The organism is Acidovorax sp. SRI_002, from assembly GCF_057586455.1.
The window spans coordinates 113,780-138,996 of sequence record NZ_JBYCZW010000003.1; the positions used below are offsets into that span (position 1 = coordinate 113,780).

The 25,217-nt window shown below is 65.2% G+C and carries 21 protein-coding genes; 15 read left to right on the forward strand and 6 right to left on the reverse strand.

What is annotated here, in order from left to right; all coding sequences use genetic code 11:
• Positions 1-159: 159 nt before the first annotated feature.
• The 10 genes from AC2YJX_RS08700 to AC2YJX_RS08745 all read left to right on the forward strand — a co-directional run bounded on the left by AC2YJX_RS08700 (position 160) and on the right by AC2YJX_RS08745 (position 12,131).
• On the forward strand, positions 160-945 hold the full coding sequence (locus tag AC2YJX_RS08700) for a crotonase/enoyl-CoA hydratase family protein (RefSeq protein ID WP_055399790.1): 786 nt from the start codon (positions 160-162) through the stop codon (positions 943-945).
• 44 nt (positions 946-989) lie between these two features.
• Positions 990-2,858: a feruloyl-CoA synthase gene (locus AC2YJX_RS08705; RefSeq protein WP_487255806.1), complete on the forward strand. Its 1,869-nt coding sequence runs from the start codon at positions 990-992 to the stop codon at positions 2,856-2,858.
• Between the two features lie 37 nt (positions 2,859-2,895).
• The gene (locus AC2YJX_RS08710; protein ID WP_055399781.1) at positions 2,896-3,660 is read left to right on the forward strand and encodes an SDR family NAD(P)-dependent oxidoreductase; all 765 of its coding nucleotides are present in this window, start codon (positions 2,896-2,898) and stop codon (positions 3,658-3,660) included.
• Between the two features lie 53 nt (positions 3,661-3,713).
• Positions 3,714-4,703, forward strand: a complete 990-nt coding sequence (locus tag AC2YJX_RS08715; protein ID WP_055399779.1) for a Bug family tripartite tricarboxylate transporter substrate binding protein — start codon at positions 3,714-3,716, stop codon at positions 4,701-4,703.
• A 274-nt stretch (positions 4,704-4,977) separates the two neighbouring features.
• A complete protein-coding gene (locus AC2YJX_RS08720) occupies positions 4,978-6,678 on the forward strand; it encodes an acyl-CoA dehydrogenase family protein (RefSeq protein WP_487255807.1) in 1,701 nt (566 codons plus the stop codon).
• Positions 6,679-6,809: 131 nt separating this feature from the next.
• Complete coding sequence (locus AC2YJX_RS08725; protein ID WP_487255808.1) at positions 6,810-8,519, forward strand: tannase/feruloyl esterase family alpha/beta hydrolase; 1,710 nt, start codon at positions 6,810-6,812, stop codon at positions 8,517-8,519.
• 73 nt (positions 8,520-8,592) lie between these two features.
• Positions 8,593-10,338, forward strand: a complete 1,746-nt coding sequence (locus tag AC2YJX_RS08730) for a tannase/feruloyl esterase family alpha/beta hydrolase (protein ID WP_487255809.1) — start codon at positions 8,593-8,595, stop codon at positions 10,336-10,338.
• A 276-nt stretch (positions 10,339-10,614) separates the two neighbouring features.
• Positions 10,615-11,037, forward strand: coding sequence for a hypothetical protein (locus AC2YJX_RS08735; protein WP_487255810.1), 423 nt, complete (start codon positions 10,615-10,617; stop codon positions 11,035-11,037).
• 20 nt (positions 11,038-11,057) lie between these two features.
• Complete coding sequence (locus AC2YJX_RS08740; RefSeq protein ID WP_487255811.1) at positions 11,058-11,534, forward strand: helix-turn-helix domain-containing protein; 477 nt, start codon at positions 11,058-11,060, stop codon at positions 11,532-11,534.
• Positions 11,535-11,552: 18 nt separating this feature from the next.
• On the forward strand, positions 11,553-12,131 hold the full coding sequence (locus tag AC2YJX_RS08745) for an RES family NAD+ phosphorylase (RefSeq protein WP_487255812.1): 579 nt from the start codon (positions 11,553-11,555) through the stop codon (positions 12,129-12,131).
• Positions 12,132-13,367: 1,236 nt separating this feature from the next.
• Here AC2YJX_RS08745 and pobA read toward each other — a convergent pair.
• Positions 13,368-14,540: a 4-hydroxybenzoate 3-monooxygenase gene (gene pobA / locus AC2YJX_RS08750; RefSeq protein ID WP_487255813.1), complete on the reverse strand. Its 1,173-nt coding sequence runs from the start codon at positions 14,538-14,540 to the stop codon at positions 13,368-13,370.
• A 214-nt stretch (positions 14,541-14,754) separates the two neighbouring features.
• Here pobA and AC2YJX_RS08755 point away from each other — a divergent pair, with 214 nt between their 5' ends.
• The 3 genes from AC2YJX_RS08755 to AC2YJX_RS08765 all read left to right on the forward strand — a co-directional run bounded on the left by AC2YJX_RS08755 (position 14,755) and on the right by AC2YJX_RS08765 (position 16,567).
• Positions 14,755-15,648, forward strand: coding sequence for a helix-turn-helix domain-containing protein (locus AC2YJX_RS08755; RefSeq protein WP_487255814.1), 894 nt, complete (start codon positions 14,755-14,757; stop codon positions 15,646-15,648).
• 93 nt (positions 15,649-15,741) lie between these two features.
• Positions 15,742-16,119, forward strand: a complete 378-nt coding sequence (locus AC2YJX_RS08760) for a VOC family protein (protein ID WP_487255815.1) — start codon at positions 15,742-15,744, stop codon at positions 16,117-16,119.
• A gap of 19 nt (positions 16,120-16,138) precedes the next feature.
• A complete protein-coding gene (locus AC2YJX_RS08765) occupies positions 16,139-16,567 on the forward strand; it encodes a VOC family protein (protein WP_121507896.1) in 429 nt (142 codons plus the stop codon).
• An 8-nt stretch (positions 16,568-16,575) separates the two neighbouring features.
• On the opposite strand, the gene AC2YJX_RS08770 is transcribed toward AC2YJX_RS08765, so the two are convergent.
• Positions 16,576-17,025 (reverse strand): Lrp/AsnC family transcriptional regulator, encoded by a 450-nt coding sequence (locus AC2YJX_RS08770; protein ID WP_487255816.1) that lies wholly within the window; start codon positions 17,023-17,025, stop codon positions 16,576-16,578.
• Between the two features lie 101 nt (positions 17,026-17,126).
• Here AC2YJX_RS08770 and AC2YJX_RS08775 point away from each other — a divergent pair, with 101 nt between their 5' ends.
• Together AC2YJX_RS08775 and AC2YJX_RS08780 are read left to right on the forward strand one after the other, a co-directional pair.
• Complete coding sequence (locus AC2YJX_RS08775) at positions 17,127-17,747, forward strand: LysE family translocator (RefSeq protein ID WP_192419609.1); 621 nt, start codon at positions 17,127-17,129, stop codon at positions 17,745-17,747.
• A 101-nt stretch (positions 17,748-17,848) separates the two neighbouring features.
• On the forward strand, positions 17,849-18,391 hold the full coding sequence (locus AC2YJX_RS08780; RefSeq protein WP_255577877.1) for an EVE domain-containing protein: 543 nt from the start codon (positions 17,849-17,851) through the stop codon (positions 18,389-18,391).
• Between the two features lie 509 nt (positions 18,392-18,900).
• On the opposite strand, the gene AC2YJX_RS08785 is transcribed toward AC2YJX_RS08780, so the two are convergent.
• The 4 genes from AC2YJX_RS08785 to AC2YJX_RS08800 form a co-directional block, all read right to left on the reverse strand.
• Positions 18,901-22,644 carry a molybdopterin cofactor-binding domain-containing protein gene (locus tag AC2YJX_RS08785; protein WP_487255817.1) on the reverse strand — a complete coding sequence of 1,248 codons (3,744 nt, stop codon included), beginning with the start codon at positions 22,642-22,644 and terminating at the stop codon, positions 18,901-18,903.
• Positions 22,641-23,147, reverse strand: coding sequence for a (2Fe-2S)-binding protein (locus AC2YJX_RS08790; protein WP_487255818.1), 507 nt, complete (start codon positions 23,145-23,147; stop codon positions 22,641-22,643). The genes AC2YJX_RS08785 and AC2YJX_RS08790 overlap by 4 nt, the downstream gene beginning before the upstream one ends.
• A gap of 17 nt (positions 23,148-23,164) precedes the next feature.
• Complete coding sequence (locus AC2YJX_RS08795; protein ID WP_487255819.1) at positions 23,165-24,340, reverse strand: ABC transporter substrate-binding protein; 1,176 nt, start codon at positions 24,338-24,340, stop codon at positions 23,165-23,167.
• Positions 24,341-24,471: 131 nt separating this feature from the next.
• Positions 24,472-25,215 (reverse strand): ABC transporter ATP-binding protein, encoded by a 744-nt coding sequence (locus AC2YJX_RS08800; RefSeq protein WP_176889093.1) that lies wholly within the window; start codon positions 25,213-25,215, stop codon positions 24,472-24,474.
• Positions 25,216-25,217 lie beyond the last annotated feature (2 nt).

Consider the following 25,217-nt stretch of genomic DNA (forward strand, 5'->3'; position numbering starts at 1 on the left):
GACAGGGTCCTTGCTTGGATTGCGCACCAATTTTAGTTATTTATCATAACCATATGAGTCGCTTGAAAAGCTAGGGAAACCCCCTAGCAAAGAGCGGCCTTGCGGTCTTGTTTTAGTTATTTTTGATAACCATAATTTCCCTAACTCACTCACACCACCATGACCAAGAACTCCGACATCTCCCTTGAAATCCGTGGCGAACGCGAGGAAATCGCGGTCATCCGCCTCACCCGCCCCGCCAAGCGCAATGCCTTGAACGACGGCCTGATCCTGGCGCTGCGCGACGTGATGGACAACCTGCCCGCCAGCGTGGGCGCCGCCGTGATCGATGGCGATGGCGAACACTTCTGCTCGGGCCTCGACCTCTCGGAGCTGAAAGAGCGCGACGCGGGCCAGGGCCTGCACCACTCGCGCATGTGGCATGCAGCGCTGGACCGCGTGCAGTTCGGCCCCGTGCCCGTGGTGGCCGCGCTGCACGGCGCGGTGGTGGGCGGCGGGCTGGAGCTGGCCAGCGCCTGCCACATCCGCGTGGCCGATGAATCCACCTTCTACGCACTGCCCGAAGGCTCGCGCGGCATCTTTGTGGGCGGCGGCGGTGCGGTGCGCATCCCGCGCCTGATCGGCACGGCCCGCATGACCGACATGATGATGACCGGCCGCGTCTACAACGCCGTGGACGGCGAGCGTGTGGGTTTTGCCCAATACCTCGTGCCCACCGGCACCGCATTCGATAAGGCCTTTGAGCTGGCCCAGCGCATTGCGCAGAACGCACCGCTGACCAACTACGCACTCATGCACGCGCTGCCCCGCATTGCCGAGCAGCCGTCCGACCAGGGCCTGATGACCGAAGCCATGATGGCCGCCATCGCCCAGAGCGCGCCCGAAGCCAAGGCCCGTGTGCGCGCCTTCCTCGACGGCAAGGCAGCCAAGGTCCAGAAGGCCTGAAGATGCGAGCCCCCGCCCGCGCCAGTGAGTTCTTGAAAGCACCCATGATGGCAACCGCCCCCACCCCCCGCTACCGGCCGCTGCGCTTTGGCGTGACCGAGGTCACCACCCGCCAGGGCGACAACGGCGTGGTCTATGTGCGCGCCACGCAAGACCTGCAGCCCCACCCCGTGCGCCTGACCGACCGCCTGGCGCACTGGGCGCAGACGACGCCCGACCGCACCTGGATGGCGCAGCGTGTGAAGAACGCCGACGGCAGCCTGGGCGACTGGCGGCACATCAGCTACCGCAAGGCATGGGACAGTGCGTGCCGCATTGCGCAAGCGCTGCTGGACCGCAACCTGAGCGCCGACCGCCCCGTGGTCATGCTCAGCGAAAACGACCTGGAGCACGCCCTGCTGTCGCTGGGCTGCCTGGTGGCGGGCGTGCCGCAATGCACCGTGTCGGCCGCCTACTCCACTGTGAGCAAGGACTACGACAAGCTGCGCCACGCCATCGACACCCTCACGCCCGGCCTGGTGTTTGCGAGCAGCGGCGAGCGCTTTGCCGCCGCCATCAACGCCACGGTGGGCGCCGACGTAGAGGTGGCGCTGATCGAGGGCACCCTGCCCGGCCGCAGTACCACCCCATTCAGCGCGCTGCTGGCCACCGAGGCGACACCCGCCGTGGACGCCGCACACGCCGCCATCACGGGCGAGAGCATTGCCAAGTTCATGTTCACCTCGGGCTCCACCAAGGCGCCCAAGGCCGTGATCATCACGCACGGCATGTGGGCCGCCAACCTGCAGCAGATGAACCAGTCCATGCCCGTGCTGGCCGAGGAAGACCTGGTGCTGGTGGACTGGCTGCCGTGGAACCACACCTTCGGCGGCAACCACAACTTCGGCATCGTCATCTACAACGGCGGCACGCTGTACCTGGACGAAGGCCGCCCCACGCCCGCGGGCATGGCCGAGACCATCCGCAACCTGCGCGAGATCGCGCCCACGGTGTACTTCAACGTGCCCACGGGCTTTGAGGTGCTGGCGCACACCATGAAGACCGACGCGCAGCTGCGCAAGAACCTGCTCAGCCGCGTGAAGATGTTCTTCTTTGCCGCTGCCGCACTCTCGCAACCCATCTGGGATGCCCTCTTTGAGGTGGCCGAGCAGGAGGTGGGCGAGCGCATCGTGATGAACACTGGCCTGGGCATGACCGAGGGCTGCCCCTTCTGCGTGGCCGTGAACAGCCCCAACGTGCAGGCGGGCGACATCGGCGTGCCCACGCCGGGGCTGGAGTTGAAGCTGGTGCCGATTGATGGCAAGGTCGAGGTGCGTTATCGCGGCCCCAACATCACGCAGGGCTACTGGCGCAACGCCGAGGCCACGCAAGAGGCGTTCGACGAAGAAGGCTTCTACTGCTCCGGCGACGCCGTGAAGTGGATCGACGAGGCCGACCACAACAAGGGCCTGAAGTTCGACGGCCGCATTGCCGAAGACTTCAAGCTCAGCACCGGCACCTTCGTGAGCGTGGGCCCCATGCGCGCCAAGATCATCGCGGCCTGCGCACCCTATGTGCAGGACGCCGTCATCACCGGCATCAACCTCAAGGAAGTGGGCGCGCTGCTGATCCCCACGCCCCACATCCGCACGCTGGCGGGCCTGCCCAGCGACGCCAGCCTGCCACAGGTGCTGGAGAGCGCGCCCGTGCAGCAGCACTTTCAGCAGGTGATCAACCAGCTGGCCGCACAAGCCACGGGCAGTGCCACGCGTGTGGCCCGCATGCACCTGATGGCCGAGCCGCCCTCGCTGGACAAGGGCGAGATCACCGACAAGGGCTCCATCAACCAGCGCGCCGTGCTCAAACACCGCGCCGACCTGGTGGAAGCCATGCACGAAGGCAAGTTGCCATTCACCCTCGTGCCCCAGAAATGAATTGACCTGAACTGAACGACTACCCAAGGACACCACCATGCAGATTCAAGGACAAGCCGCCCTCGTGACCGGCGGCGCATCGGGCCTCGGTGAAGCCACCGCACGCGCACTGGCCGCCCAGGGCGCCAAGGTCGCGGTGCTGGACCGCAATGCCGAACTGGCTGAAAAAGTCGCCGCAGACATTGGTGGCGTAGCCTGCCCCTGCGACATCACCGACGCCGCCAGCGTGCAGGCCGCCATCGACAAGGCCGCCGCCGCCCACGGCCCCGCGCGCATTCTCATGAATGTTGCAGGCATCGGCAGCGCCAAACGCGTGGTGCAGCGCGATGGCAGTGCCGCGCCGCTGGAAGACTTTGTGCGCGTGGTCAACATCAACCTGATCGGCACCTACAACGTGAGTCGTTTGTTTGCCGCCGCCTGCAGCAAGCTCGACGTGCTGGACAACGGCGAGCGCGGCGTAATGATGTTCACCGCCTCCGTCGCCGCCTTTGACGGCCAGGTGGGCCAGCAAGCCTACAGCGCCTCCAAGGCGGGCCTGGCGGGCATGACCCTGCCCATGGCGCGCGACCTGGCACAGCACGCGATCCGCGTGTGCACCGTGGCGCCCGGCCTGTTTGCCACGCCGCTGATGAAGGAACTGCCCGAGGCCGTGCAGCAATCGCTGGCCGCCAGCATCCCTTTCCCGCCACGCCTGGGCAAGCCCGAGGAGTTTGCCGAGCTGGCCTGCCACATCGTGACCAACGGCCATCTCAACGGCGAAGTCATCCGCCTGGACGGCGCCCTGCGCATGGCGCCACGCTGATCCATTCCTTCCCCCGCCCCCAGAGCTTTCAACGACACACAGGAGACAACACCATGACCATCACCCGCCGACAACTCGTCCAGGCCTTTGGCGCCAGCGCCGCGCTGGGCGCCCTGCACCCCTTTGCTGCCCACGCCCAGGTGGACCAGGTGAAGGTGTATTTCGGCTTCCCCGCTGGCAGCTCGGGCGACACCGTGGCCCGCCGCGTGGCAGAAAAGTGGGGCGGCAGCGCCTTCAGCAAGAACGCTGGCGTGGTGGAGAACAAGCCCGGCGCGGGCGGCCGCATTGCGCTGGAGACGCTGAAGGCAGCGCCTGCCGACGGCTCGGTGCTGGCGCTGGCGCAGGTCTCGGCCATTGCCAACTACCCGCACATCTACAGCAAGATGAACTACACCGACAAGGACTTCGCGCCCGTGTCGATTGCCGCCGTGATGCACCACGGCCTGGCCGTGGGCCCCATGGTGCCCGCCAGCGTGAAGAACGTGAAGGACTTCCTGGCCTGGGCCAAGGCCAACCCCAAGGACGCCAGCTACGGCTCGCCCGGTGCTGGCTCCACGCCGCACTTCCTGGGCGCGCTGCTGGGCATCAACAGCGGCGTGGACCTGCGCCACGTGCCCTACCGTGGCTCCATCCCGGGCGTGACGGACGTGGTGGGCGGGCAGGTCGCCGCCATGGTCACGCCGCATGGCGACTTCATTGCCAACTACAAGGCGGGCAAGCTGCGCATCCTGGCCACCTCGGGCCCCAAGCGCTCGCAGTATGTGCCCGACGTGCCCACGTTCGCCGAGCAAGGCTTCCCTGAGCTGACCACCGAAGAATGGTTTGGCTTCTACGCCCCCGCCGCCACGCCCAAGCCCGTGATTGCTGCCGCCAACGCTGCCATCAACGCCGCCCTGAAGGAAAAGTCAGTCATCGATAGCCTGGCCATCGTGGGCCTGATGCCCCACGGCTCCACGCCAGAGGAACAAGCGCGCTGGCAGAAGGCCGAGTACGACACCTGGGGTCCGCTGATCAAGAAGATTGGCTTTACCGCAGATTCTTGAAGGTTGTGAATCCCCCCTGAGCGGCTTCGCCGCTTCCCCCCTTGGGGGGGACGCCACCAGCGCGGCGGGGCGGCCCTTGCGCGGTGGCCCTCGCCTGGGGGCGCGCCGGTATCGACGGGTGGCGGGCGCAACCCCCACACCCCACCCGTTCGGGCTGAGCCTGTCCAATCCAAGGCGCAAGCAGCCACCAGGCTCGTGCCGACGAAATTCAGAAGAAAACGGCCTCCAGCGCTTATCTATCAAGCGCCAATAGCTATCAAATAGTGAGCATTTAATGCAAGCACGCCAAGCCCTTGCCGACATCCAGCATCTGCTGACCCACGTGTTGCAGGCGCCCAGCCGCTGGCAGGCGCTGGCGCCGTTTGCCGACACCGATGGCGAGCTGGCTGCGCAGGTGTTGGACGAGGCCGCCAAGTTTGTGGACAGCGCCATCACCCCATTGCAGCGCACTGGCGATGAGGAAGGCTGCCGGTTTGACGCAGGCAAAGTGCACACGCCCGCAGGATTTCGCGATGCCTACCAGGCCTTCTGGCAGGCGGGCTGGCCGTCGCTGTCGTGCGCGCCCGAGGACGGCGGCCAGGGTCTGCCCGCAGTGCTCGAATGTGTGCTGTTTGAATGGCTGGCCGGTGCCAACCACGGCTGGACCATGGCGCCCGGCCTGCTGCACGGCGCGTACGAATGCATCAAGCACCACGCCAGCGACGAACTCAAGGCGCAGTACCTGGAGAAGGTCGCCACCGGCGAATGGCTGGCCACCATGTGCCTGACCGAAGCCCACGCGGGCAGCGACCTGGGCCTGGTGCGCACACGCGCCGTGCTGCAGCCCGACGGCAGCGCGCGGGTGAACGGCAGCAAGATTTTTATCTCGGGCGGCGAACACGACCTGACCGACAACATCGTGCACCTGGTGCTGGCGCGCTTGCCCGATGCACCGGCGGGCCCCAAGGGGTTGTCGCTGTTCCTCGTACCGAAAGTGCTCCCAGACGGCAGCCGCAATGCCGTGGTGTGCGAGCGCATCGAAGAAAAGATGGGCCTGCACGGCAGCCCCACCTGCGTGATGCGCTTTGACGACGCCACCGGCTGGCTGGTGGGCGAGCCCAACAAGGGGCTGAACGCCATGTTCGTGATGATGAACGCCGCGCGCCTGCATGTGGGCCTGCAAGGCATCGGCCTGCTGGAAGCCGCATGGCAAAAGGCCAGCGCCTACGCGGCAGAGCGCCGCCAGATGCGCGCCCCCGGCGCCAAGGACACCAGCCTCATCCACGACCACCCCGCCATCCGCCGCATCCTGCACACGCAGCGCGCCTGGATCGACGGCGGCCGCGTGCTGGCCTACCACACAGCCCTGCAGCTGGACGTGGCCAAGCACAGCACCGACGCCGGCGAACGCGCCGCCGCCCAGCGCTGGTGTGCACTGGTCACGCCCGTGCTCAAGGCTGCGCTCACCGACCAGGGCTTCCACGGCGCCAGCGCCTGCCTGCAGGTGTTTGGCGGCCACGGCTATGTGCGCGAATGGGGCATCGAGCAGATCGTGCGCGATGCGCGCGTGGCGATGATTTACGAGGGCACCAACGAGATCCAGGCGATTGACCTGCTGGTGCGCAAGGTGCTGGCCGATGGCGGCCAGGGCCTGGCAACGCTGCTGACCACACTGCCCGGCACAGCGCCCAGCCCTGCGGCCAGCGTACGCCGCCATGCGCTGGTGGAGATCACACAGACGCTGGCGATTGCCGCCCAGTCCGACGCCGAGCTGCCCTACTGGGTGGCCGACGACTACCTGCGCGCCGTGGCGCTGGTGCTGCTGGACTGGGCCTGGCAGCGCATTGCCGCCGGCAGCAACACGCCGCGCTGGCACGAGCCTGCCAACGCCTTCGCACAGTGGGTGCTGCCTGAGTTCGAGATGCGTGCGGCCATCATCCGCCAACGCATCACCCAGGCGTTCGAATTTTTGCCAAGAAAAGCCGCTACCGCCTGATAGGCAAGCGCCATCAGCTATTGATTCAGTAGCAAGCAGACGCAAGCAGACGATCTCCCGCTTTCCCTCCCACAGCGTGTTGAGGCCGCGCTGCGGGATTCCTTGCGCCTCAAAAAAATGGAGACAACAGCATGAACCGTACGAAAAGAAGAATGCGATTGCACCCTCTCGCACTGTCGGCCCTGCCGGTGGCGCTACTCATGGGTTGCGGCGGGGGGTCGTCGGACGCGGGGTTGCCGCAGCTGAGCGCGGCCACACCGGGCACGCTGGCCACGTGCTCTGACCTGGCCAGCAAGTTCACCCACCCCAACACGCAGATCAGCCTGGCCGAGCCGGTGGCTGCAGGGGCACTGACCCGTGGCGATGCTCCCATGCCCGCACACTGCCTGGTGCGCGGCGAGATGTTTCCCCGCATCAGCCCGCAGGACGGCCAGCGCTATGCCATTGCCTTTGAAATGCGTATGCCGCTGGCCTGGAATGGCCGGTTCTTCTACCAGGCCAACGGCGGCTCTGACGGCGTGCTCTGGCCCGCAATTGGCTCCCAGACCGGGCCGCAGCCCACCGTGGCGCTGCAGCAAGGCTTTGCAGTCATCAGCTCTGACGCCGGCCACGCCGGACAGGGGAACATGACTTTTGGTATCGATGCCCAGGCCCGGCTGGACTACGGCTACCAGGCGGTGGCCAAGCTGACCCCGATGGCGAAGGACCTGATCGCTTCGGCCTACGGCAAAAAACCCGACCGCTCCTACATCGGCGGCTGTTCCAATGCCGGCCGCCACACCTTCGTGGCAATGACCCGGATGCCGGGTGAATACGACGGCTACCTGGCTGGCGCCCCCGGCTACCGCCTGCCGCTGGCGGCCATCGCCAACCAGTTCGGCGCCAAACAGTACGCGACCATCGCAACCGACCCAGCGGACTTGTCCACCGCGTTTACGAGCACCGAGCGGGCTATGGTCTCTGCCAAAGTGCTTGAAAAGTGCGATGCGCTGGACGGGGCGAAGGACGGCATCGTGCAAGACACTGCGGCCTGCCAGGCCAGCTTCGACTTCCAGCGCGACATTCCGTCGTGCTCTGGCGCGCGGGACGGCAGCTGCCTGACGCCCGCCCAGAAGACGGCCATCGCGCCCATCTTCTCGGGCGCGGTGGACAGCAAGGGCAACAAGTTCTACGCGAGCTTCCCCTTCGACACTGGCCACAACGCTGCGGACTCGTCGTTCTGGGAGTTCTTCGTCTCCACCAATATCGACCCCGCGATGACTGCCATGACCTGGGGCTCGCCACCAGTGTCCCCCACAGGCTTCAGCGCCCCAGCGTTTGCATTGAATACACCCATCGACACCATGCTCACCTCGGTGGCTGCGACCAGCGGCGTGTACACCGAATCGGGCTTGGCATTCATGCAGCCCGTCAACCCCACCAATCTGGCCACGCTCAAGCAACGCGGCGCCAAGGTCATGGTCTACCACGGTGTGAGCGACCCAATCTTCTCGGCCAACGACACGGCCAGCTGGTATGAGGGCCTGCGCACAAACAACAGCGGCGACGCATCGAACTTCGCGCGGTACTACCCCGTGCCCGGCATGTCGCATTGCGGCATGGGCCCGGCCACCGACCAGTTCGACATGCTGACCTCGCTGGTCAACTGGGTGGAAAAAGGCCAGGCGCCCGATAGCGTGGTTGCAGGGGTGAGAGCAGCGGGCAATGTGGCCGGCGCCAATCCCGACCTGCCCGCCAGCTGGTCTGCCAACCGCACCCGCCCGCTGTGCGCCTACCCCAAGGTGGCGCGCTACAACGGCACGGGTGATATCGAAAGCGCCAGCAGCTTCAGCTGCAAGTAGTGCCCCGGCCCTGGCCACTGCGGCCAGGGCTTTTTTTGATTGCGCCCTTCCCCCGCCCACCTGGAGACATCGCATGCCACACCCCCTCACGCGCCCCCTCCCCCTGTCGGCCCTGGCCATGGCACTGGGCACCGCCACGCTGCTGGCAGGCTGCGCCAATGCACCGCGCACCACGCCCCCACCGCAACTCGGCGCCGCCACACCCGCCACGCTGAAAAACTGCACCACCCTGGCCCAGAGCCTCGCGCTGCCGGACACGCGCATCACCTCGGCAGAGATGGTGGCCGAAGGCCCGATCACCCTGCAGGGCAACACCACCCAGGCGCCCGCGCACTGCCTCGTCAAAGGCAAGATGAAAGAACGCACCGGCCCCGTGGACGGCGCCAGCTACGCCATCGGTTTTGAGATCCGCATGCCCGTCAACTGGAACGGCCGCTTTCTGCACCAGGCCAACGGCGGGCTGGACGGCAGCGTGGTGACCGCACTCGGCGCGGTAAGCGGCGCTGCGCCCGTGGCCCCCGGCCTGGTGCAAGGCTTTGCCGTGCTCAGCTCTGACGCAGGCCACAGCGCGCCCACGCCCTTCTTCGGGCTAGACCCCCAGGCCCGGCGCGACTACGGCTACCAGGCCGTGGGCACCCTCACACCCATGGCCAAAGACCTGATCAAGGGCGCCTACGGCAAGGGCCCCGACCGCTCGTACATCGCAGGCTGCTCCAACGGTGGCCGCCACGCCATGGTGGCCGCATCGCGCTATGCCGACCAGTACGACGGCGTGCTGGCGGGCAACCCCGGCTTCAGCCTGCCCAAGGCCGCCACCGCGCAGCTGTGGAAGGCCCAGCAATACGCCAAGGTATCCCCGGCCGGAGTCAACGGCCAGCCCGACCTGACCAAGGCCGTGAGCCCCGCCGAGTTCCAGCTCATCGGCCGCAAGATTGTGGAGCGCTGCGACGCGCTGGACGGCGCCACCGACGGCCAGGTGAACGACGTGCAGGCCTGCCAGGCCGCGTTCAACCTGCAACGCGATGTGCCCACCTGCACCGCTGCCAACACCGCGCGGGACGGGTCGTGCATCTCTGCCGAGCAAAAGAACGTGCTGGCCAGCATCTTCGCCGGGCCCAAGAACAGCAAGGGCGAAGCCCTGTACACCGGCACTTGGTTCGACCCCGGCGTGGCAGGCAGCAACTTTGCGTTCTGGCACTTCAACGCACCCACCACGCGCGACGCGGGTGCCGTGGCGTTCCTGTTCACCACACCACCCTCCACGATGGACGCCTTCAAGGCCACCACCGGCCTGCAGTACGCGCTGAACTTCAGCCTGGACGCGGACTACCCCAAGATGTTCGCCACCACGCCGGTCTACACCGAGTCATCCTGGTCGTACATGACGCCGCCCAACCCCGCCGACCTGGGCGCCTTGCGCAATCGGGGCGCCAAGATGATGGTCTACCACGGCGTGGCCGACGGCGTGTTCTCGCCCATCGACACCGCGAACTGGATGGACCGCGTGCAGGCAACCCACGGCGGCAAGGCCGACGACTTTGCCCGCCTGTACCTGGTGCCCGGCATGAACCACTGCTCCGGCGGCCCCGCCACCGACCAGTTCGACATGCTGGCCCCGCTGGTGGCCTGGGTGGAACAAGGCAAGGCGCCCGACAGCGTGACGGCGAACGCGCGCGGCGCGGGGGCCAAGGTGGTCAATAACGAGCTGCCCGCCAGCTGGTCCGCCAACCGCACCCGGCCGCTGTGTGCGTACCCCAAGGTGGCGCGGTACAACGGGACGGGAGATGTGGAGAGTGCGAGCAGTTTTAGCTGCAAGTGAGGGGGGTTGAAAGTGGGAAGCCCGGCGTCTGCCGGGCTTTTTTTTGGGTGAAGGGGATGGTTACTTGGTGGCGCGGTAACGAGCCCTATGGGAGTGGATCCTGCAGCAAGCTACCGCTTGCTGTGCGCCGGTTTGCCTTACAGCGCCGTACGAACTTCCAAGCATCCAAATCTTCCCAACTTAACGAGATTGACCAAACTTTCAAAAATTGCGACAATGGGCTCACCTCCACAACCGACGCTAGCCGTCGTCACCCCTCAAATTTGAAGCTCTCACATGACAGCCGAAGCACTATCACCACCCAACCCTATGCAATCGCTTCGAGAGCGATTAATACAAGAAGGATCTATTGTTCCGGAAGGTAGCGTCGAAAAACTTAGAGATAAACTGAATAAAAAAATATTTCAAATTATTGATGAAGGCAGCAAAACGCACGATGAGACAAGAAAATCTTATCTAGACTATGCATTTTCAGTACTTATTGGTCGTGCTATAGATTCATTGTCAGAATTTGAATCTGAATCTTCAGACGGAAAATCAAGATATATTTGGACGCTTAGATTTTCGCTGTTAATTAATAAATTTGAAAAATTTATTAATTCTTTATCTTCAAAGCTAAGAGCAAATTGCCAGAGCACTCTGTTCGCACGGTGCGGATTTTATTCTCCACTAAAAGAGAACATGAAGAATGCACCATGAATATGGTAGAAGGAAGTTAAATGTTGATTAATTCACTAAACAATCTTTCTGCTCGGCTTAAGGTAGATGCCAAGGATAAAACAGCGGGTAAGGCTGACCCGTATGCTACTGCAGCACAGTCTGCTGCAGTTTTGCGCTCAGGTGCAGAGTTCCGTAAAAACCGGATTGCTGCAGCTGACATGCTGACGACTGAAGAGGCTGCAGAGCTGGCCGGCGTGTCGCGTGTAACGATTAATGCTTGGATTAGGCAAAATCGTTGCATTGGCATTGCTAACCTGCGCCGTGGCTTCAAAATTCCTAAGTGGCAATTTGAGCCGCAGGTCTTTGAGTTGATTCAGCCTCTGTTTGAAGCGCTGGGCACGACGGATAGCTGGAGCGTGCTGGCGTTCCTTGAAAACTCTCAAGAGGCACTTGACCGCCGCACCCCTTTGGTGGCGTTGGAACAGGGCGAATCTGCAGAGCGTATCTTGCAACTGGCTATGGCAGAAGGACATTAATAAATATGTTCTTCAAAAATGATAATTTCAGAAAAGCAGGTTCCTAAAATTGAATTGCCCGCTGGGCAGATTTTCCATCGCGTGCAGCGCACTGCTGTACGCAAGGGTAGTGTCAAAATCAATCGAATGATTCTGCCTCCGGCAGGCATCAAAGCAGGGCGGTTTTGTCTGGCAACTGGGGTGACTGCGTATCTGGCAGATAGCGCGGAGACGGCGTTGTATGAAGCAGTTTTCAGACGTGAACTTAAAACCTTCGTTGCTTTAGCGGATTTGCGGTTGAAGGAGTTGGGCACTTTCACATCCAAGAAGCCCTTGAGGCTGGTGGATTTGCGAGGACTCGAAGAGCAATACCCGGTGCTGCAGTCACAGCGTCTTCAGCATACCCAAGCGTTTGCTGAGGAGTGCTTTGGACAAGGCTATGAAGGCATCCTGTACGCCTCAGCGCAGCACCCGCATCATGAGTGTGTGTGCCTCTTTGAGCCCGGTGCCAAAAAGCTGGGTTTTGTAGAGGCTTGGCCTCTGGTGAAGCCGGGCACTGACATTCTGCATGGTGCAGTGGTTGAGGGTGCGCGACGATCTGGGGTGGAGATCAGCTGACGTTTACGAGCCCGCTGATGCGCAATGCCAGTCAGTTAAACCACTGACTGGCATTTTTTGTTCAGATACTTGCATTGAGGCCTTTTTCCCAGCTCCTGACTGCTGGAGTAACACAAACAAGTGCGCTTGCTGCAATAGATGCTCATGCTGTTTGGGGATATTTGCTGGGACAAAAAAACTGGCGAAATGCAATGTATTCACGATGGCATAGCTGCTAACAGCCCGGGCGAACGCATCAGCCGGGCGGACATGTGCCCATAGCAGATAGCCAATGCTGCCCAAGGCGGTGGCTGGGAAGACTCCCCTGTCGAAGGAGCGATGTTCTGCTGTGCAGGCTTACAACAAAGGCTTGCATCGGCGAACCTTTGCAAGCCTTAGATTTTGCGACGGGCTTTCTATAGGAAGCTTGGCAATACAGCCCCTAAGCAATCCAAGCCCCAGGGTGCGCCCAGATGCACGACCCGGCGGCTCAAAACCGCACCCCCACATAGTTCTCCGCCGACGAGATCAGATGCGCTAGGTCCGTGTCCTGCAGCTTCTGGTCGTAGGCAAGCGATTCGAGGGAGGTGTGCAACATGGTCGTCATCCACCGTGAGAAGCGCTGAGCCTTCCACACGCGGGCCAGGGCCTTCTCGGGGTATTTGTCGAGCTGGATGCCGTCGCCGCTTTTTTTTGACGGGCGACCATCGCGTGATACAGGTAGGGAAAAGTTTGATGGCCCGCCGACCATCGCCGGGGAATCAGACGCCTACTCCGACGCGCCCGGCGTGCGTTCGGTCGGCATTTGCGACCTGCTGGCTTCGTTCCTCGCCTTCTTCCCTTGGTCGTAATGCCACTTGATGGCGAAGAACATGCCTGTGCCGAAAACGGCCACCTTGAACACAATGAAGACTATCGGGACCCAATCCATTTTTGAGATTTTCCTGACTGTTGATTGGCACTATCGGATGTGAAGTGCACTGCCTCAAAACGCTGCATCGGCAGCTTCATCGTATTCGAGCCATCGTCGAATCGCACATCGACACCACTGGGCAAATGATCTGAAAACTTGGTGCGATGCTATCGGGCCTGCTGTGCGGGCGTAAGCATCAGTTCTGCCTAAATTTTGCGTAGCAGATGGAGACCGCTGCCCAACGCGACTGCCTGCACTGAACGCCGATCTGGGCGCAAAAAAAGGCTTGCAGGGAGACACCCCATGCAAGCCTTTGACTGGGTAGCAGTGCTACCGCAGGGGGCTCAAAACGGCAACCCCACGTAGTTCTCCGCCAGCGACCCCAGCGCCTTCTCAGAAGAGAACAGATACGCCAGGTCCGTGTCCTGCAGCTTCTGGTCGTACGCGATGGAATCCGGGAAGGTGTGCAGCATGGTCGTCATCCACCACGAGAAGCGCTGGGCCTTCCATACGCGGGCCAGGGCCTTTTCGGAGTATTTGTCGAGGCCGGTGCTATCGCCGTTTTGGTAGTGGGCCACCATGGCGTGGTACAGGTAGTAGATGTCGGACGCCGCGCTGTTCAGGCCCCGTGCGCCCGTGGGCGGCACGATGTGAGCGGCGTCGCCCGCCAGGAACAGGTTGCCGTAGCGCATGGGCTCGGCCACGAAGGAGCGCAGGGGGGCGATGGACTTCTCGATGGATGCGCCGGTGATGAGTTGGGCGGCCACCTCGGCGGGCAGGCGGCGCTTGAGCTCGGCCCAGAAGGCATCGTCGGACCAGTCTTCCACGGTGTCGGTCAGCGGCACCTGGATGTAGTAGCGGCTCAGCACCTGCGAGCGCAGCGAGCACAGCGCAAAGCCGCGCTCGTGCTTGGCGTAGATCAGCTCGGGCGAGACGGGCTTGGTGCGCGAGAGCACGCCCAGCCAGCCGAAGGGGTAGACCTTTTCATACTCCTTGAGCACATCGCGCGGGATGGACTTGCGGCTCACGCCGTGGAAGCCGTCGGCGCCGATGACGAAGTCGCAGTCGATGCGCACCACCTCGTCGCCACTGCGGTAGGTGACGTACGGGTTGGCGCTTTTGAGGTCGTGCGGCTGCACGTCTTCGGCGTTGTGGATGACGATGCCCTTCATGCGGTCGCGCGCTTCGTACAGGTCGCGCGTCAGCTCGGTCTGGCCGTACACCACCACCGAGCTGCCGCCGCTGTATTTGTGCAAATCGACCCGGTCCATCTTGCCGTCGTGGGCAATGATGAAGCCGTCGTGGATCTCGCCTTCGCGGTCCATGCGCTCGCCGCACTGGGCCTCGCGCATGAGCGCGGCAAAGCCGTGCTCGAGCACGCCGGCGCGGATGCGGCCGAGCACGTATTCGCGGCTTTGGCGCTCCAGCACGATGGTGTCGATGCCCTTGAGGTGCAAGAGCTGCGAGAGCATGAGGCCCGAGGGGCCCCCGCCGATGATGCAAACCTGGGTTTTCATGGTGTCTCCTTTGTGGCGAGCGGCTCACAAAACTCCCCTGGCGTTGTTGTCCTGCCTTGCCGTACTGCTTGTACTGTCTGCGGCAGGACGCCTAGCCAGGGCCGCTTCGCTGAGTTGTGTGAGCCGCTCTGTTGGGTTGATGACATGGGTCAAAACGACCACCCAAAGATACGTGGCACAGTCGCCGCGTTGAATGGACGGATGGAGCCAGAACATGCACTTTTCGAACATGGCCGAGAACCACAGCAGCATCCAGTCGTACAGCCTGTTTGGCGAGTCGCAGCACCTGCCCGACGTGCTGCACTGCGAGACGATTGCCGCGCGATCGGTGCTGCACGACTGGGAGCTGGCCCCGCACCGGCACACGCGGCTGCACCAGGTGTTGCTGATCGAATCGGGCGGCGGCGTGGCGCACCTGGATGGCGAGCAGCACGCGCTGGCCGCCGGTGCGCTCATCAACGTGCCGCCGGGCCATGTGCATGCGTTTCGGTTCACACAGCACACACAGGGCTGGGTGGCCACGCTGGCCGATGAATTGATGGACGAGATTTTTGTGCGCGTGGGCGATGTGCGGCGCGACCTGGCGCGGCCCGCCGTGGTCACCGCCAGCCCGCCCATCAGCCAGGCCATGGGGCAGATCTGGCAGGAGTTTTCGGGCCGCGCCAAGGCGCGTGCGCTGGTGCTGCGGGGCCTGAGCGCCACGCTGCTGGGCTGGGTGGCCCGCGCGATGGAAGACCACAGCCCGGGCGACGCGGCAGCACCAGAGTCCAGCCTGGTGCAGCGGCTGGAGGCGCTGATCGAGGCGCATTTTCTGGAGCACTGGCAGGTGGCCGACTACGCGCGGGCGCTGGCCGTGTCGCCCACGCACCTCAGCCGCGTGTCGCGGGCCACCACGGGCGTATCGGCCCAGCGGCTGATTGAGGCGCGCCTGATGCGCGAGGCGCGGCGCAACCTGGCCTACACGCACCTGGGCGTGGCCACCATTGCCTACACGCTGGGCTATGCCGACCCGGCGTACTTCACCCGCGCCTTCACGCGCGATGCAGGCTTGTCGCCGCGCAGCTTTCGCGCACAGGTTGCGGCATCGAGCCCGGGCCGCAGCATGTGAGCCCGGTGACACGCTGCTGACACTGCGCTGTCAGCAGGCCGCCGCGACCATCAAGGCTTCTTTTTTGAGTTTGCACACACAAGGAGCCTTTGCATGAAAAACGCCATCACCTGGTTTGAAATCCCCACCACCCAACTCGACCGCGCCCAGACTTTTTATGAAGCCGTGCTGGGCCAGCCCCTGCGCCGCGAGAACATGGGGCCCAGCGAAGGTGCTGTGTTTCCCTACGACGGCGCAGCAGACGGCGTGGGCGGCGCGTTGATGATGGGCCCGACGGCACCGCAGGTATCGGGCAGCGGCACACTGGTGTACCTGGACGCTTCGCCCTCGCTCGACGCCGCACTGGAGCGCGCCGTAGCCCACGGCGGCCAGGTAGCACTGCCCCGCCAGGCATTGCCACCGGGCATGGGGTTTTTTGCGCACATCCATGACCTGGATGGCAACCGCGTGGGTTTGCACGCACTTTCTTGATTGAAGAAGGGACAACCGCATGGAAACACAGGAACTGCACCGGGGACGGCTGATTGACCACATTCAGCTCGTTGTGCGCGATCTGGCGGCCAGCCAGGCGTTTTACACAGCCGCGCTGGGGGCGCTGAAGGTGCCGATGGGTGGCGCTGACGAGGGCTATTTCTGGGCGGACGAGCTGTTTGTGTCGTCTGCCGACAGCCCTGCCGCGCAAGGCCACCTGACCGGCCGCACGCACCTGGCCTTTCAGGCGCAGGACCGGGCGATGGTGGATGCCTTCTACCAGGCCGCACTGGCCCACGGCGGCACCGACAACGGCGCACCGGGCGAACGCCCCTACCACCCCGGCTACTACGCCGCCTTTGTGCTGGACCCGGATGGCAACAACATCGAGGCGGTGTTCCATGGCGACGCGCAGCGCAGTGCGGCGTCGGTGAAGATCACGTTCTGAGGGGTGGGTCAGCCCGCCTCCGGGCGGGCCAGGCCACGCAGCGGGATGGGCGTGGAGAACACGATGGATGTGCGCGTTTCACCATAGCCGTTGATATCGCCCAGAAAGCGCTCCAGATCGGGCAGGTCGCGCGCCACGACCTGCATCACGTACGAGTCGTTGCCGCTGACATGGTGGCATTCGAGCACCTGGGGCGACTTGAGCAGCTTGTCGATCAGCGCCTTCTTGCCGGGCTGCGGCACGTTGATGCCCACCACGGCGCGCACGCCGTAGCCGACCTTGGCGGGGTCGATATCGGCATGCACGCCGCGCACCACGCCCGCCTCTTGCAGGCGGCGCAGGCGCTCGAGCGTGGCGGGCACCGACAGGCCCACGGCCTCGGCCAGTTCCTTGAGCGAGGCGCGGCCATCGGCCTGCAGCGCGTTGATCAGGCGCCAGGCTTTGTCATCCACTTCCATAAAAGCCTTTATCAATGGGCACAGAAAAAAACGAAACCCAATTCTGGATTCGCCGAATTTTCTGCATTCTCCACCGCCCGCCGCCGACCTAGCATTGCTGCATGGACTTGACCTCAATCACCGTGTTTCTGCAAGCCGCCGTCATCGGCGTGCTCATCGCGGCCCCTGTGGGCCCCATTGGCCTTTTGACCATGCAACGCACCCTGGAGCGGGGCCTGGCGGCCGGGCTGGCCACCGGCCTGGGCGCGGCTGCGGCCGATGCGGTGTATGGCGCCGTGGGCGCCTTCAGCGTGCGCTGGCTCATCGATGGGCTGACGCAGGCCAAGACGCCGCTGGCGCTGGGGGGCGGCGCACTGCTGCTGGTGCTGGCCTGGCGCACCTGGCACGCGCCGGTGGCCCACACCGCCGCCCCGGCCCGCGATGCGCGGGGGCTGCTGGGCCTGGCTGCCGGCACGTTTGCATTGACGCTGGCCAACCCGGCCACCATCGTGTCGTTCATTGCGGTGTTTGGCTCGCTGGGGGCAGGTCGGCCCAGCCTGCCGTCGCCGCTGTGGATGGTGGCGGGCGTGCTGGTGGGTTCTGCCGCCTGGTGGCTGCTGCTGACCGGCGCGATTGCCTACCAACGGCAGCGCTTCACGCCGGCCTGGCGCCAGCGCATCAACCGGGCCTCGGCCCTGCTGCTGGGCGGGTTTGCGTTGTGGCAGTGGGGGCAGTTGGTCTGAGGCTTGTACGGTGCTGACAGGGATGCTGCAAAGGTACTGACACTGCGGTGTCAGCAGCACGCCCGCACCATCGGTGGCTTCTTTGACCCGGAGCTTTTCTCATGACCGACGCCGTGCTGCAACACCCTCTCTGGCCGGATGCCGAGCCTGCGCGCAGCGACATGCCTGTGTCGGCAGCTGCCTCTGCGGCCACCACGCGCCGCAACTGGATTGCCGTGGCCTGCGCCCAGCACGCCCGCCGGGGCTGTGCCACGCCAGGCGCGGGCTACATGCAGGTGTGCCATGGCAAGGTGGCGCCGCTGCAGCGCATACGCCCCGGCGACCGCGTGGCGTATTACGCGCCGACGGTGACCTTGGGGGGCAAGGACCGCCTGCAGGCGTTTGTCTCGATTGGCATCGTGCAGCCGGGCGCGCCGTATGCGTTTGATATGGGCGGTGGGTTTGTGCCGTCGCGGCGGGACGTGGCCTATGTGCCTGCACGCGAGGCGGCGATTGCGCCGCTGCTGGACGCGCTGGAGTTTGTGGACGACCGCCAGCGCTGGGGCAGCAAGTTCCGCTTTGGGTTGTTTGTCGTGAGCGACCGCGACATGCGCCTCATTGCACAAGCGATGGAGGCAGATGCTGCCTTGCTGCATTGGGCATAGCGGCACGCCAACGGACGGCAAACACTGACCGCCCTCTAGAAGGTGCGACGTGGGGCTGGCAGCTGCCGACGCAGCCCCTCAACACACGGCCATCAACGCATCCACAACCCTTCGTTGGGCCGCGCTCAGTGCGGCATAGCCTTCGCGCATCATGCGCAGCACGATCACGTGGATTTCCATTTCGGCATTGGGCATGGTGTTCTCCTTGGAGGAAGTCTTCTTCGGCCACCGAGCAGGCGGGCCGAGGGATCACGGTGCATGTTGCAGGCCCGCAGACCCACCAGCACCCTGGCCTGCCCCACCATGGACCAGGCCCCATGCCACTGTGCCAACGTGGCACGGGGGCAATGCGGTGATGTGAGGGGAAATGGCGGCGCTGTTCATGTCCCACGGGGCCATCGATGGCCCACAGGCGCGGCAGTGCCAGGCCACCTTCAGCTTCAATCATTCCTGTTTTTATAGCTATCAGCGCTTATCCATCAAGCGCTAGCGGCCAAAAACACTAAAAATCAAGGATGCGCAGGCCCTGCCCGCACACGCGCCAGCGCCTCGGGCACGTCACGCCACGCCGGGCGTCCGGGGGCGTAGCGCTGGCGCATGTAGCCCGCCAGCTCGGTGATCTGCGCATCGCTGAGCGCGTGGCCGAAGCCGGGCATGAAGCCGATGTCCCGCGCGGCGGGCTCGCGGATGCCGTGCACGATGACCTGCAGCAGGTTGTCGGGCCGGTCGCTGTGCAGGTTGCTGTTGAGCGCCAGGGGCACATTCACGCCCAGCAGGCGCGGGCCGTCGCCGTCATGGTGGCAGGCGGCGCAGGCGCCGTCGAACAGGCGCTGGGCCTGGCCGGGTTGCGGCGCCAGCGCAGCGGCCTGGGCCACGGCGGTTTGGGCGCGCTGCTGCGGGTCAGGCACAGGCAGGGTGGCTGGCTGGGTAGCCGCTTCCGTCGCGGTGAACGAGGCCAGGTAGCCCGCCATGGCGCGGATGTCGTCGTCGGGCAAATGCGCCAGCTCGCGCACCACGGGTGCCATGGGGCCGGAGGCGCTGCCGTGCTGCGGGCTGTGGCCGTGGCGCAGGTAGCCGTACAGCGCATCGGCCGTCCAGGGCACGGGCGCCTTCGACAGGCCGGTGAGCGCAGGTGCCTCCCAGCCATCAATCATGGCCCCGGAGAGGAACGCAGCCCCGCCCAGCTCGGCCCCCAGCGCATTGCGCGGCGTGTGGCAGGCGCCGCAGTGGCCCACGCCCTGCACCAGATAGGCGCCCCGGTTCCATTCGGGGGGCTGTGTCGGGTCGGGCTTGAACGGGGTCGCGTCGTGGAACAGCGCGTTCCAGCCCGCCATGAGCGGGCGCACGCTGAAGGGGAAGGTCAACTCGGCCTTGGGCACCTCGGCCCGCACCGCGGGCTGTGCCATCAGGTAGGCGTACAGCGCGGTGAGGTCGTCGTCGCTCATCCTGGCGAACGAGGTGTAGGGGAACGCGGGGTACAGGTGCTTGCCGTCGCGCGAGATGCCTTCGCGCATGGCGCGCTGGAAGGCGCTGAAGGACCACTGGCCGATGCCGGTCTCGGCATCGGGCGTGAGGTTGGTGGTGTAGACCTTGCCGAATGGCGTTTCCATGGCGCGGCCCCCCGTGTTGGGCGTGCCGCCGGGTGCGGTGTGGCATACCACGCAGTCGCCTGCGGCAGCCAGCAGGCGGCCCCGCTCTATGGTGGCGGCGTTGTAGACCGAGGCCCCGGCCGTCTGCACCACGGGCGCGATGGAGGGGCGCCAGCCCAGCAGCGCCGCGCCCATGGCGATGCCACCAGCGGCCAGGGCCAAGGCGCGGGCCCAGGGGCTGCGCTTGGCGGGCCATGTGGCGCTGGCGGGCACGGTGGGTGCGGGCAGCTCCAGCGTGGGCAATACCTCGGCCTGCTCAGTGGGTGGGGTGCTGCCCGCAGCCGCTTGACCTGCGCCGCCGGGCAGTGGGTTGAGCCCGGCGCGCACAACCTCGGGCGTGAAGGGCGGTGCACGGAATCGCACACCCGTCGCATCAAAGATCGCGTTGGCAATCGCCGCCGTGCCCGGCACGGACGACGACTCGCCCGAGCCCAGCGGCGCCTCGTCCTGCCGGGGCATGTGCATGACCTCGATGACCGGCACCTCGCGGAAGCTCAGGATGGGGTAGCTGCCCCATTCGCGGTTGTCCACGGCCTGCTTGACGGGCTCGAACGTCACCTGCTCCTTGAGCGCGCGGCTGGTGGTCTGCAGCACGTTGCCATGCACCTGCTGCTCCACACCAGCGGGGTTCACCATCAGGCCCGCGTCGTGCCCCACGACCACGCGGCGCACATGCACCTCGCCGGTCTTTTTGTTGACCTCTACATCGGCCACCCAGGCAGCCCAGGCGGCGCCAAAGCCGGGCCATTTGCTGTGGATGTAGCGGGCATAGGCAAAGCCCTGGCCCTGCACCCAGTCACCGTCCTGCTCGCGCTGCAGCGGGCCGGTGCGGCGAATCCAGCCCGCCTTTTCGGCCGTGGCCTGCACCAGCTCGGCGGCGCGCGGGTCGTTCAGCAGCTGCAGGCGAAACTGCACCGGGTCCACACCCGCAGCAGTAGCCAGTTCGTCCACATACGACTCGTGCGCAAACGAGTTGGGCAGGGCCGACACGCCGCGCAGCCATGACGCGCGCACGATGGGCGGCATGTCGTTGACGGCCACGCGCAGGTTGTCGTACTGGTAGGGCGGGCGCGCGGTGCGGTCGCCCATCTCGTAGGCCTGGGCCACGGGCTCGATGGTGCGGGTGAGCAGCAGGGCCAGCGTGGGCGCGCCGTTGGAGGGGTAGGACGTTTCAAAGTCATACGCCGCTACGGAGCCATCGGCCTTGAGCCCGCCGCGCACCTGCATGAGCTGCGCCGTGCCCTTGGGCTCCCACAAATGCTCCTGCTCGCGCGTGAGCTGCACGCGCACCGGGGCGCCCACAGCGCGCGACAGCAGCGCGGCATCTGCCGCTACATCGTCGGCACCGTTGCGGCCATAGCAGCCTGCGGCCTCCATGCGGATGAGGTCTATGTCCACATCGGTCAGCCCCATCAGCCGGGCGAGGTCGGCGCGCAGCACATGGGGGTTTTGCGTGCCCGCCCACACCGTCATGCGCGGGCGGCCCGTGCTGTCATCACTGCGCCATTCGGCCACCGCGCACGACGGGCCGATGGAGCCATGCATCTGGTACGGCCACACATAGGTGCGCGGCATGGGCTGGCCGTCGGTAGACAGCGCGGCCAGGGCGCCCTCCACATCCCCCTCGTCCACCAGGCGGCGCTGGGTGGCGGGGTTGGCGCGAATGGCCTGCTCCAGCGCCTCAGTGCTGTCCTGGCGCGGGAAGCCGGGCCAGTCCTTCCAGCGCACTTTCAGCTCGCGCAGTGCTTGCTCGGCCTGTTCCTCGCGCTCGGCGACGATGCCCACAAAGTCGCGGATCACCACCACGGCGCAGATGCCGGGGATGTGCGCGATGGACTGCTGGTCTACCGATTCCAGCGTGTTCCCGATGAAGTCGCCATGGTCCGCCCCCGCGTACGGCGGGCGCACCACGCGGCCGTGCAGCATGCCGGGCACACGCATGTCGTGCACAAACACCAGTTCGCCGCTGACCTTGGCGGGGATGTCCACGCGCGGCACGGACTGGCCGACCACGGTGTAATCGGCGGCGGCCTTGGTGGGCGTGGCATCCACCAGCTCCAGCGTGGTGTGCGCGCCCGCCAGCAGCGCGCCGTAGGCCACGTGGCGCGACGGGTCTGCAGTGACCTGCACGATCCCCGCACGCACCTGCAATTGATCCACCGGCACGCCCAGCCGCTCTGCGGCCTGGGCCACCAGCCAGTGGCGTGCCTGTGCGGCGGCGATGCGCAAAGGCTTGGCGTGGATCTGGATGGATGCACTCGCGATGGTGGCGCCCTGGTTGGGCGCGCGTGTGGTGTCGCCCAGCACCATGTTCACCTGGGCCAAGGGCACGTCCAATTCTTCGGCCACGATCTGCGCGAGCGCGGTGCGGATGCCGGTGCCCAGGTCCACATGGCCGTTGAGTGCGGTCACGCTGCCGTCGTCCCACACGGCGATCAGTATCTCCACGCCCTCGGCCGGGTTGCCCGCCACGAGCGCGGGCTGGCCCTTGACGGGCGGTGGCGCGGGCGGTGGGTTGCGCACCACCAGCAGCACGCCCCGGGCGGCATGGAAGTCGGCGCGGGTGAGCGGGCTGTGGGCGCGCAGGGATGGAGGCGTGTTCATGCCTGGGCCTCGCGCTTCAGCACTGCCGCGCGCAGCACGGCGCGGATGATTTCGACATGCGTGCCGCAACGGCACAGGTTGCCCGACAGCTCGCGGCGTACGGCTGCTTCGTCGGGGTCTGGATTGCGCTCCAGCAGGGCCACGGCCATCATCACCATGCCATTGAGGCAATAGCCGCATTGCGCGGCTTGTTCATCCACAAAGGCTTGCTGCACCGGGTGAAGTCCCTCGGTAACGCTGCAACGCCGGGGCAACCCCTCCAGCGTGGTCACCTCGCGGCCTGCCACGCCCTGCGCCGGGATCACGCAGGCCCGCGCGGCAATACCATCCACCAGCACCGTGCACGCCCCACACTGCCCCAGGCCACAGCCGTATTTGGGGCCGTTGAGCGACAGGTCATTGCGCAGCACGTGCAGCAGCGTGGCATGGGTGGAGGTATTTGCTGGCAAGGCACAAGGCTGGCCGTTGACGACCATGGTGTGAAGCGAAGCGGGCGCGTGCATGTCTCTTTGGGGTGCCCTCAGCGCCGCAGACTGCCGGTGCGCGTGTACATCTCCAGATCCACAAAGTTGGAGCCATTGTGGTTGCCCGGGCCGTACTGCAGCGGAAAGTCACCGATCTTGGTGGTGCCCATGTCTTCCATGGCCTTGATGAAGCCTTCGCGCGTGAGCGCTTTGCCCGCGCGCTTGAGACCCTCCACAAACACGCGGGCGGCAATGTAGCCCTCCAGCATGGTGTAGCTGTCGATCTTCTCGCCCGCGTCGACGCGGTCCTTGCGGTAGTCCGCCACGATGGGCAGGCGGCTGGCCTGCGGCGAGGGCACGATGCTGGCCGTGACCAGCCCTTCGATGCCGCCGTTCAAGCGCTGCGCAGAGCCCGGCGCATCGGTGATGCCCACCGATATCGTGTACAGCGGCGAGGCGCCGCCCCCGGCACGGTAGTCGCGCAGGAACACCTCCACCATCTTGCCCGCCATGATCATCACCACCGCACCAGGCTGCGCCTTGGTGAGCGAGGCCACCTGGGCCTTGGCGTCGGTAGCGGCGATCTCCATGGGCACGGACTCCACCACCTTGACCTTGAGCCCCTGTGCAATCTGCAGGCAGGTGTCGAGGTTGGATTTGCCAAATGCGCTGTTCTGGTAGATGACCGCAATGTTGTGGATGCCCAGCGTGGCCAGGTGCCCCACGATCTTGCGAAGTTCGGCCTCGTAGCTGGCACGCACGTGGAACAGGTAGCGGTTGTGGTTGGTGCGAAACGATGTGGTGCCGACCAGCGGGGCAAACATGGGCACACCGGCCTTCTCGGCAATGGGCATGGCAGCGATCAGGTTGCCTGTGGCCACGTAGCCGATGAGGGCAAACACCTTGTCTTCGTCGATGAGGCGCGTGGTGTTTTCTGCGGTCTTCTTGGGGTCGTAGGCGTCGTCATGGGAGACGAGCTCCAGCGTGCGCCCCAACACTCCACCGGTCTTGTTGACCTTGTCGAAGTAGAGCGCAATGCCCGCCTTGTAATCCACCCCAAAATCCTTGGCAGGGCCGGTGAACACGGCCGACTGCCCCACCTTGATGCGGGTGTCCGTCACTCCGGTCTCGGCAGCGGCCGGCCCCGCCCAGGCCCATCCCGCTGCTGCCGCCAGCCCCGCCATGGCAGTCCGGCGGTCGATGCATCCATCCTCCACTCCTCGACACTTCATGTAGTGCTCCTTACATCAAAGGCGCCAGTTTCGGGGCTTGTGCTCGCATCGCGCAAGTGTTTGAAGAGGTGTTTTTTGTAACCAACAGCACCCGTGTGCAGCGCACCACATCGCACGGCTGCGCAGGTGCATCACACGCTCAGGTAAGCGCGCCGCACCTCTTCGTTGGCGGCCAGCTCTTCCATGCTGGCCTGGTAGCGGATCTGGCCCTTTTCGAGCACATAGGCGCGGTCGGACACCAGCTCGGCAAAGTGCATGTTCTGCTCGGACAGCAGAATGCTCACGCCCTGCTCCTTCAGCTCCAGGATCATGTGCGCCATCTGCTCCACGATGACGGGGGCCACGCCTTCGGAGGGCTCATCCAGCAGCACCAGATAAGGGTTGCCCATGAGCGTGCGCGCCACGGTGAGCATCTGCTGCTCGCCACCACTCATGCGGCCGCCGGGGCGCTGGGGCATCTCGCCCAGGTTGGGGAAGAGCTTGAACAGGCGCTCGGGCGTCCACACCGGGGCGGCCGTGCCGTCGGGCCAGGTGCGGGCGGGCTGGCGGCCTACCTCCAGGTTCTCCATCACCGTGAGGTCGGTGAACACGCGGCGGTCTTCGGGCACAAAGCCCAGGCCCAGGCGCGCGGCGTCGTGCGGGTCGCTTTTGGAGATGTCCTTGCCCATGAACTGGATCTGGCCCTTGCGTTTGGCCAGCATGCCCATCAGCGTCTTGAGCGTGGTGGACTTGCCGGCGCCGTTGCGGCCCATCAGGGCCACGACTTCGCCCCGGCGCACGTCCAGGTCCACGTCATACAGGATTTGCGCCGCACCATACCAGGCCTGCAGCCCTTTGGCCTGCAGCAGCAGCTCTTTGGGTTCGTTGGTCGTCATGC

What these genes read in the sequence shown, in the direction of transcription:
- AC2YJX_RS08790 (WP_487255818.1), bottom strand. Translation starts at nt 23,147, where the DNA reads ATGCACGCGCCCGCTTCGCTTCACACCATGGTCGTCAACGGCCAGCCT.
- AC2YJX_RS08720 (WP_487255807.1), top strand. Translation starts at nt 4,978, where the DNA reads ATGCAAGCACGCCAAGCCCTTGCCGACATCCAGCATCTGCTGACCCAC.
- AC2YJX_RS08715 (WP_055399779.1), top strand. Translation starts at nt 3,714, where the DNA reads ATGACCATCACCCGCCGACAACTCGTCCAGGCCTTTGGCGCCAGCGCC.
- AC2YJX_RS08705 (WP_487255806.1), top strand. Translation starts at nt 990, where the DNA reads ATGATGGCAACCGCCCCCACCCCCCGCTACCGGCCGCTGCGCTTTGGC.
- AC2YJX_RS08700 (WP_055399790.1), top strand. Translation starts at nt 160, where the DNA reads ATGACCAAGAACTCCGACATCTCCCTTGAAATCCGTGGCGAACGCGAG.
- AC2YJX_RS08780 (WP_255577877.1), top strand. Translation starts at nt 17,849, where the DNA reads ATGACCGACGCCGTGCTGCAACACCCTCTCTGGCCGGATGCCGAGCCT.
- AC2YJX_RS08740 (WP_487255811.1), top strand. Translation starts at nt 11,058, where the DNA reads ATGTTGATTAATTCACTAAACAATCTTTCTGCTCGGCTTAAGGTAGAT.
- AC2YJX_RS08765 (WP_121507896.1), top strand. Translation starts at nt 16,139, where the DNA reads ATGGAAACACAGGAACTGCACCGGGGACGGCTGATTGACCACATTCAG.
- AC2YJX_RS08770 (WP_487255816.1), bottom strand. Translation starts at nt 17,025, where the DNA reads ATGGAAGTGGATGACAAAGCCTGGCGCCTGATCAACGCGCTGCAGGCC.
- AC2YJX_RS08795 (WP_487255819.1), bottom strand. Translation starts at nt 24,340, where the DNA reads ATGAAGTGTCGAGGAGTGGAGGATGGATGCATCGACCGCCGGACTGCC.
- AC2YJX_RS08710 (WP_055399781.1), top strand. Translation starts at nt 2,896, where the DNA reads ATGCAGATTCAAGGACAAGCCGCCCTCGTGACCGGCGGCGCATCGGGC.
- AC2YJX_RS08730 (WP_487255809.1), top strand. Translation starts at nt 8,593, where the DNA reads ATGCCACACCCCCTCACGCGCCCCCTCCCCCTGTCGGCCCTGGCCATG.
- AC2YJX_RS08785 (WP_487255817.1), bottom strand. Translation starts at nt 22,644, where the DNA reads ATGAACACGCCTCCATCCCTGCGCGCCCACAGCCCGCTCACCCGCGCC.
- AC2YJX_RS08735 (WP_487255810.1), top strand. Translation starts at nt 10,615, where the DNA reads ATGACAGCCGAAGCACTATCACCACCCAACCCTATGCAATCGCTTCGA.
- AC2YJX_RS08755 (WP_487255814.1), top strand. Translation starts at nt 14,755, where the DNA reads ATGCACTTTTCGAACATGGCCGAGAACCACAGCAGCATCCAGTCGTAC.
- pobA (WP_487255813.1), bottom strand. Translation starts at nt 14,540, where the DNA reads ATGAAAACCCAGGTTTGCATCATCGGCGGGGGCCCCTCGGGCCTCATG.
- AC2YJX_RS08775 (WP_192419609.1), top strand. Translation starts at nt 17,127, where the DNA reads ATGGACTTGACCTCAATCACCGTGTTTCTGCAAGCCGCCGTCATCGGC.
- AC2YJX_RS08800 (WP_176889093.1), bottom strand. Translation starts at nt 25,215, where the DNA reads ATGACGACCAACGAACCCAAAGAGCTGCTGCTGCAGGCCAAAGGGCTG.
- AC2YJX_RS08725 (WP_487255808.1), top strand. Translation starts at nt 6,810, where the DNA reads ATGAACCGTACGAAAAGAAGAATGCGATTGCACCCTCTCGCACTGTCG.
- AC2YJX_RS08745 (WP_487255812.1), top strand. Translation starts at nt 11,553, where the DNA reads ATGATAATTTCAGAAAAGCAGGTTCCTAAAATTGAATTGCCCGCTGGG.
- AC2YJX_RS08760 (WP_487255815.1), top strand. Translation starts at nt 15,742, where the DNA reads ATGAAAAACGCCATCACCTGGTTTGAAATCCCCACCACCCAACTCGAC.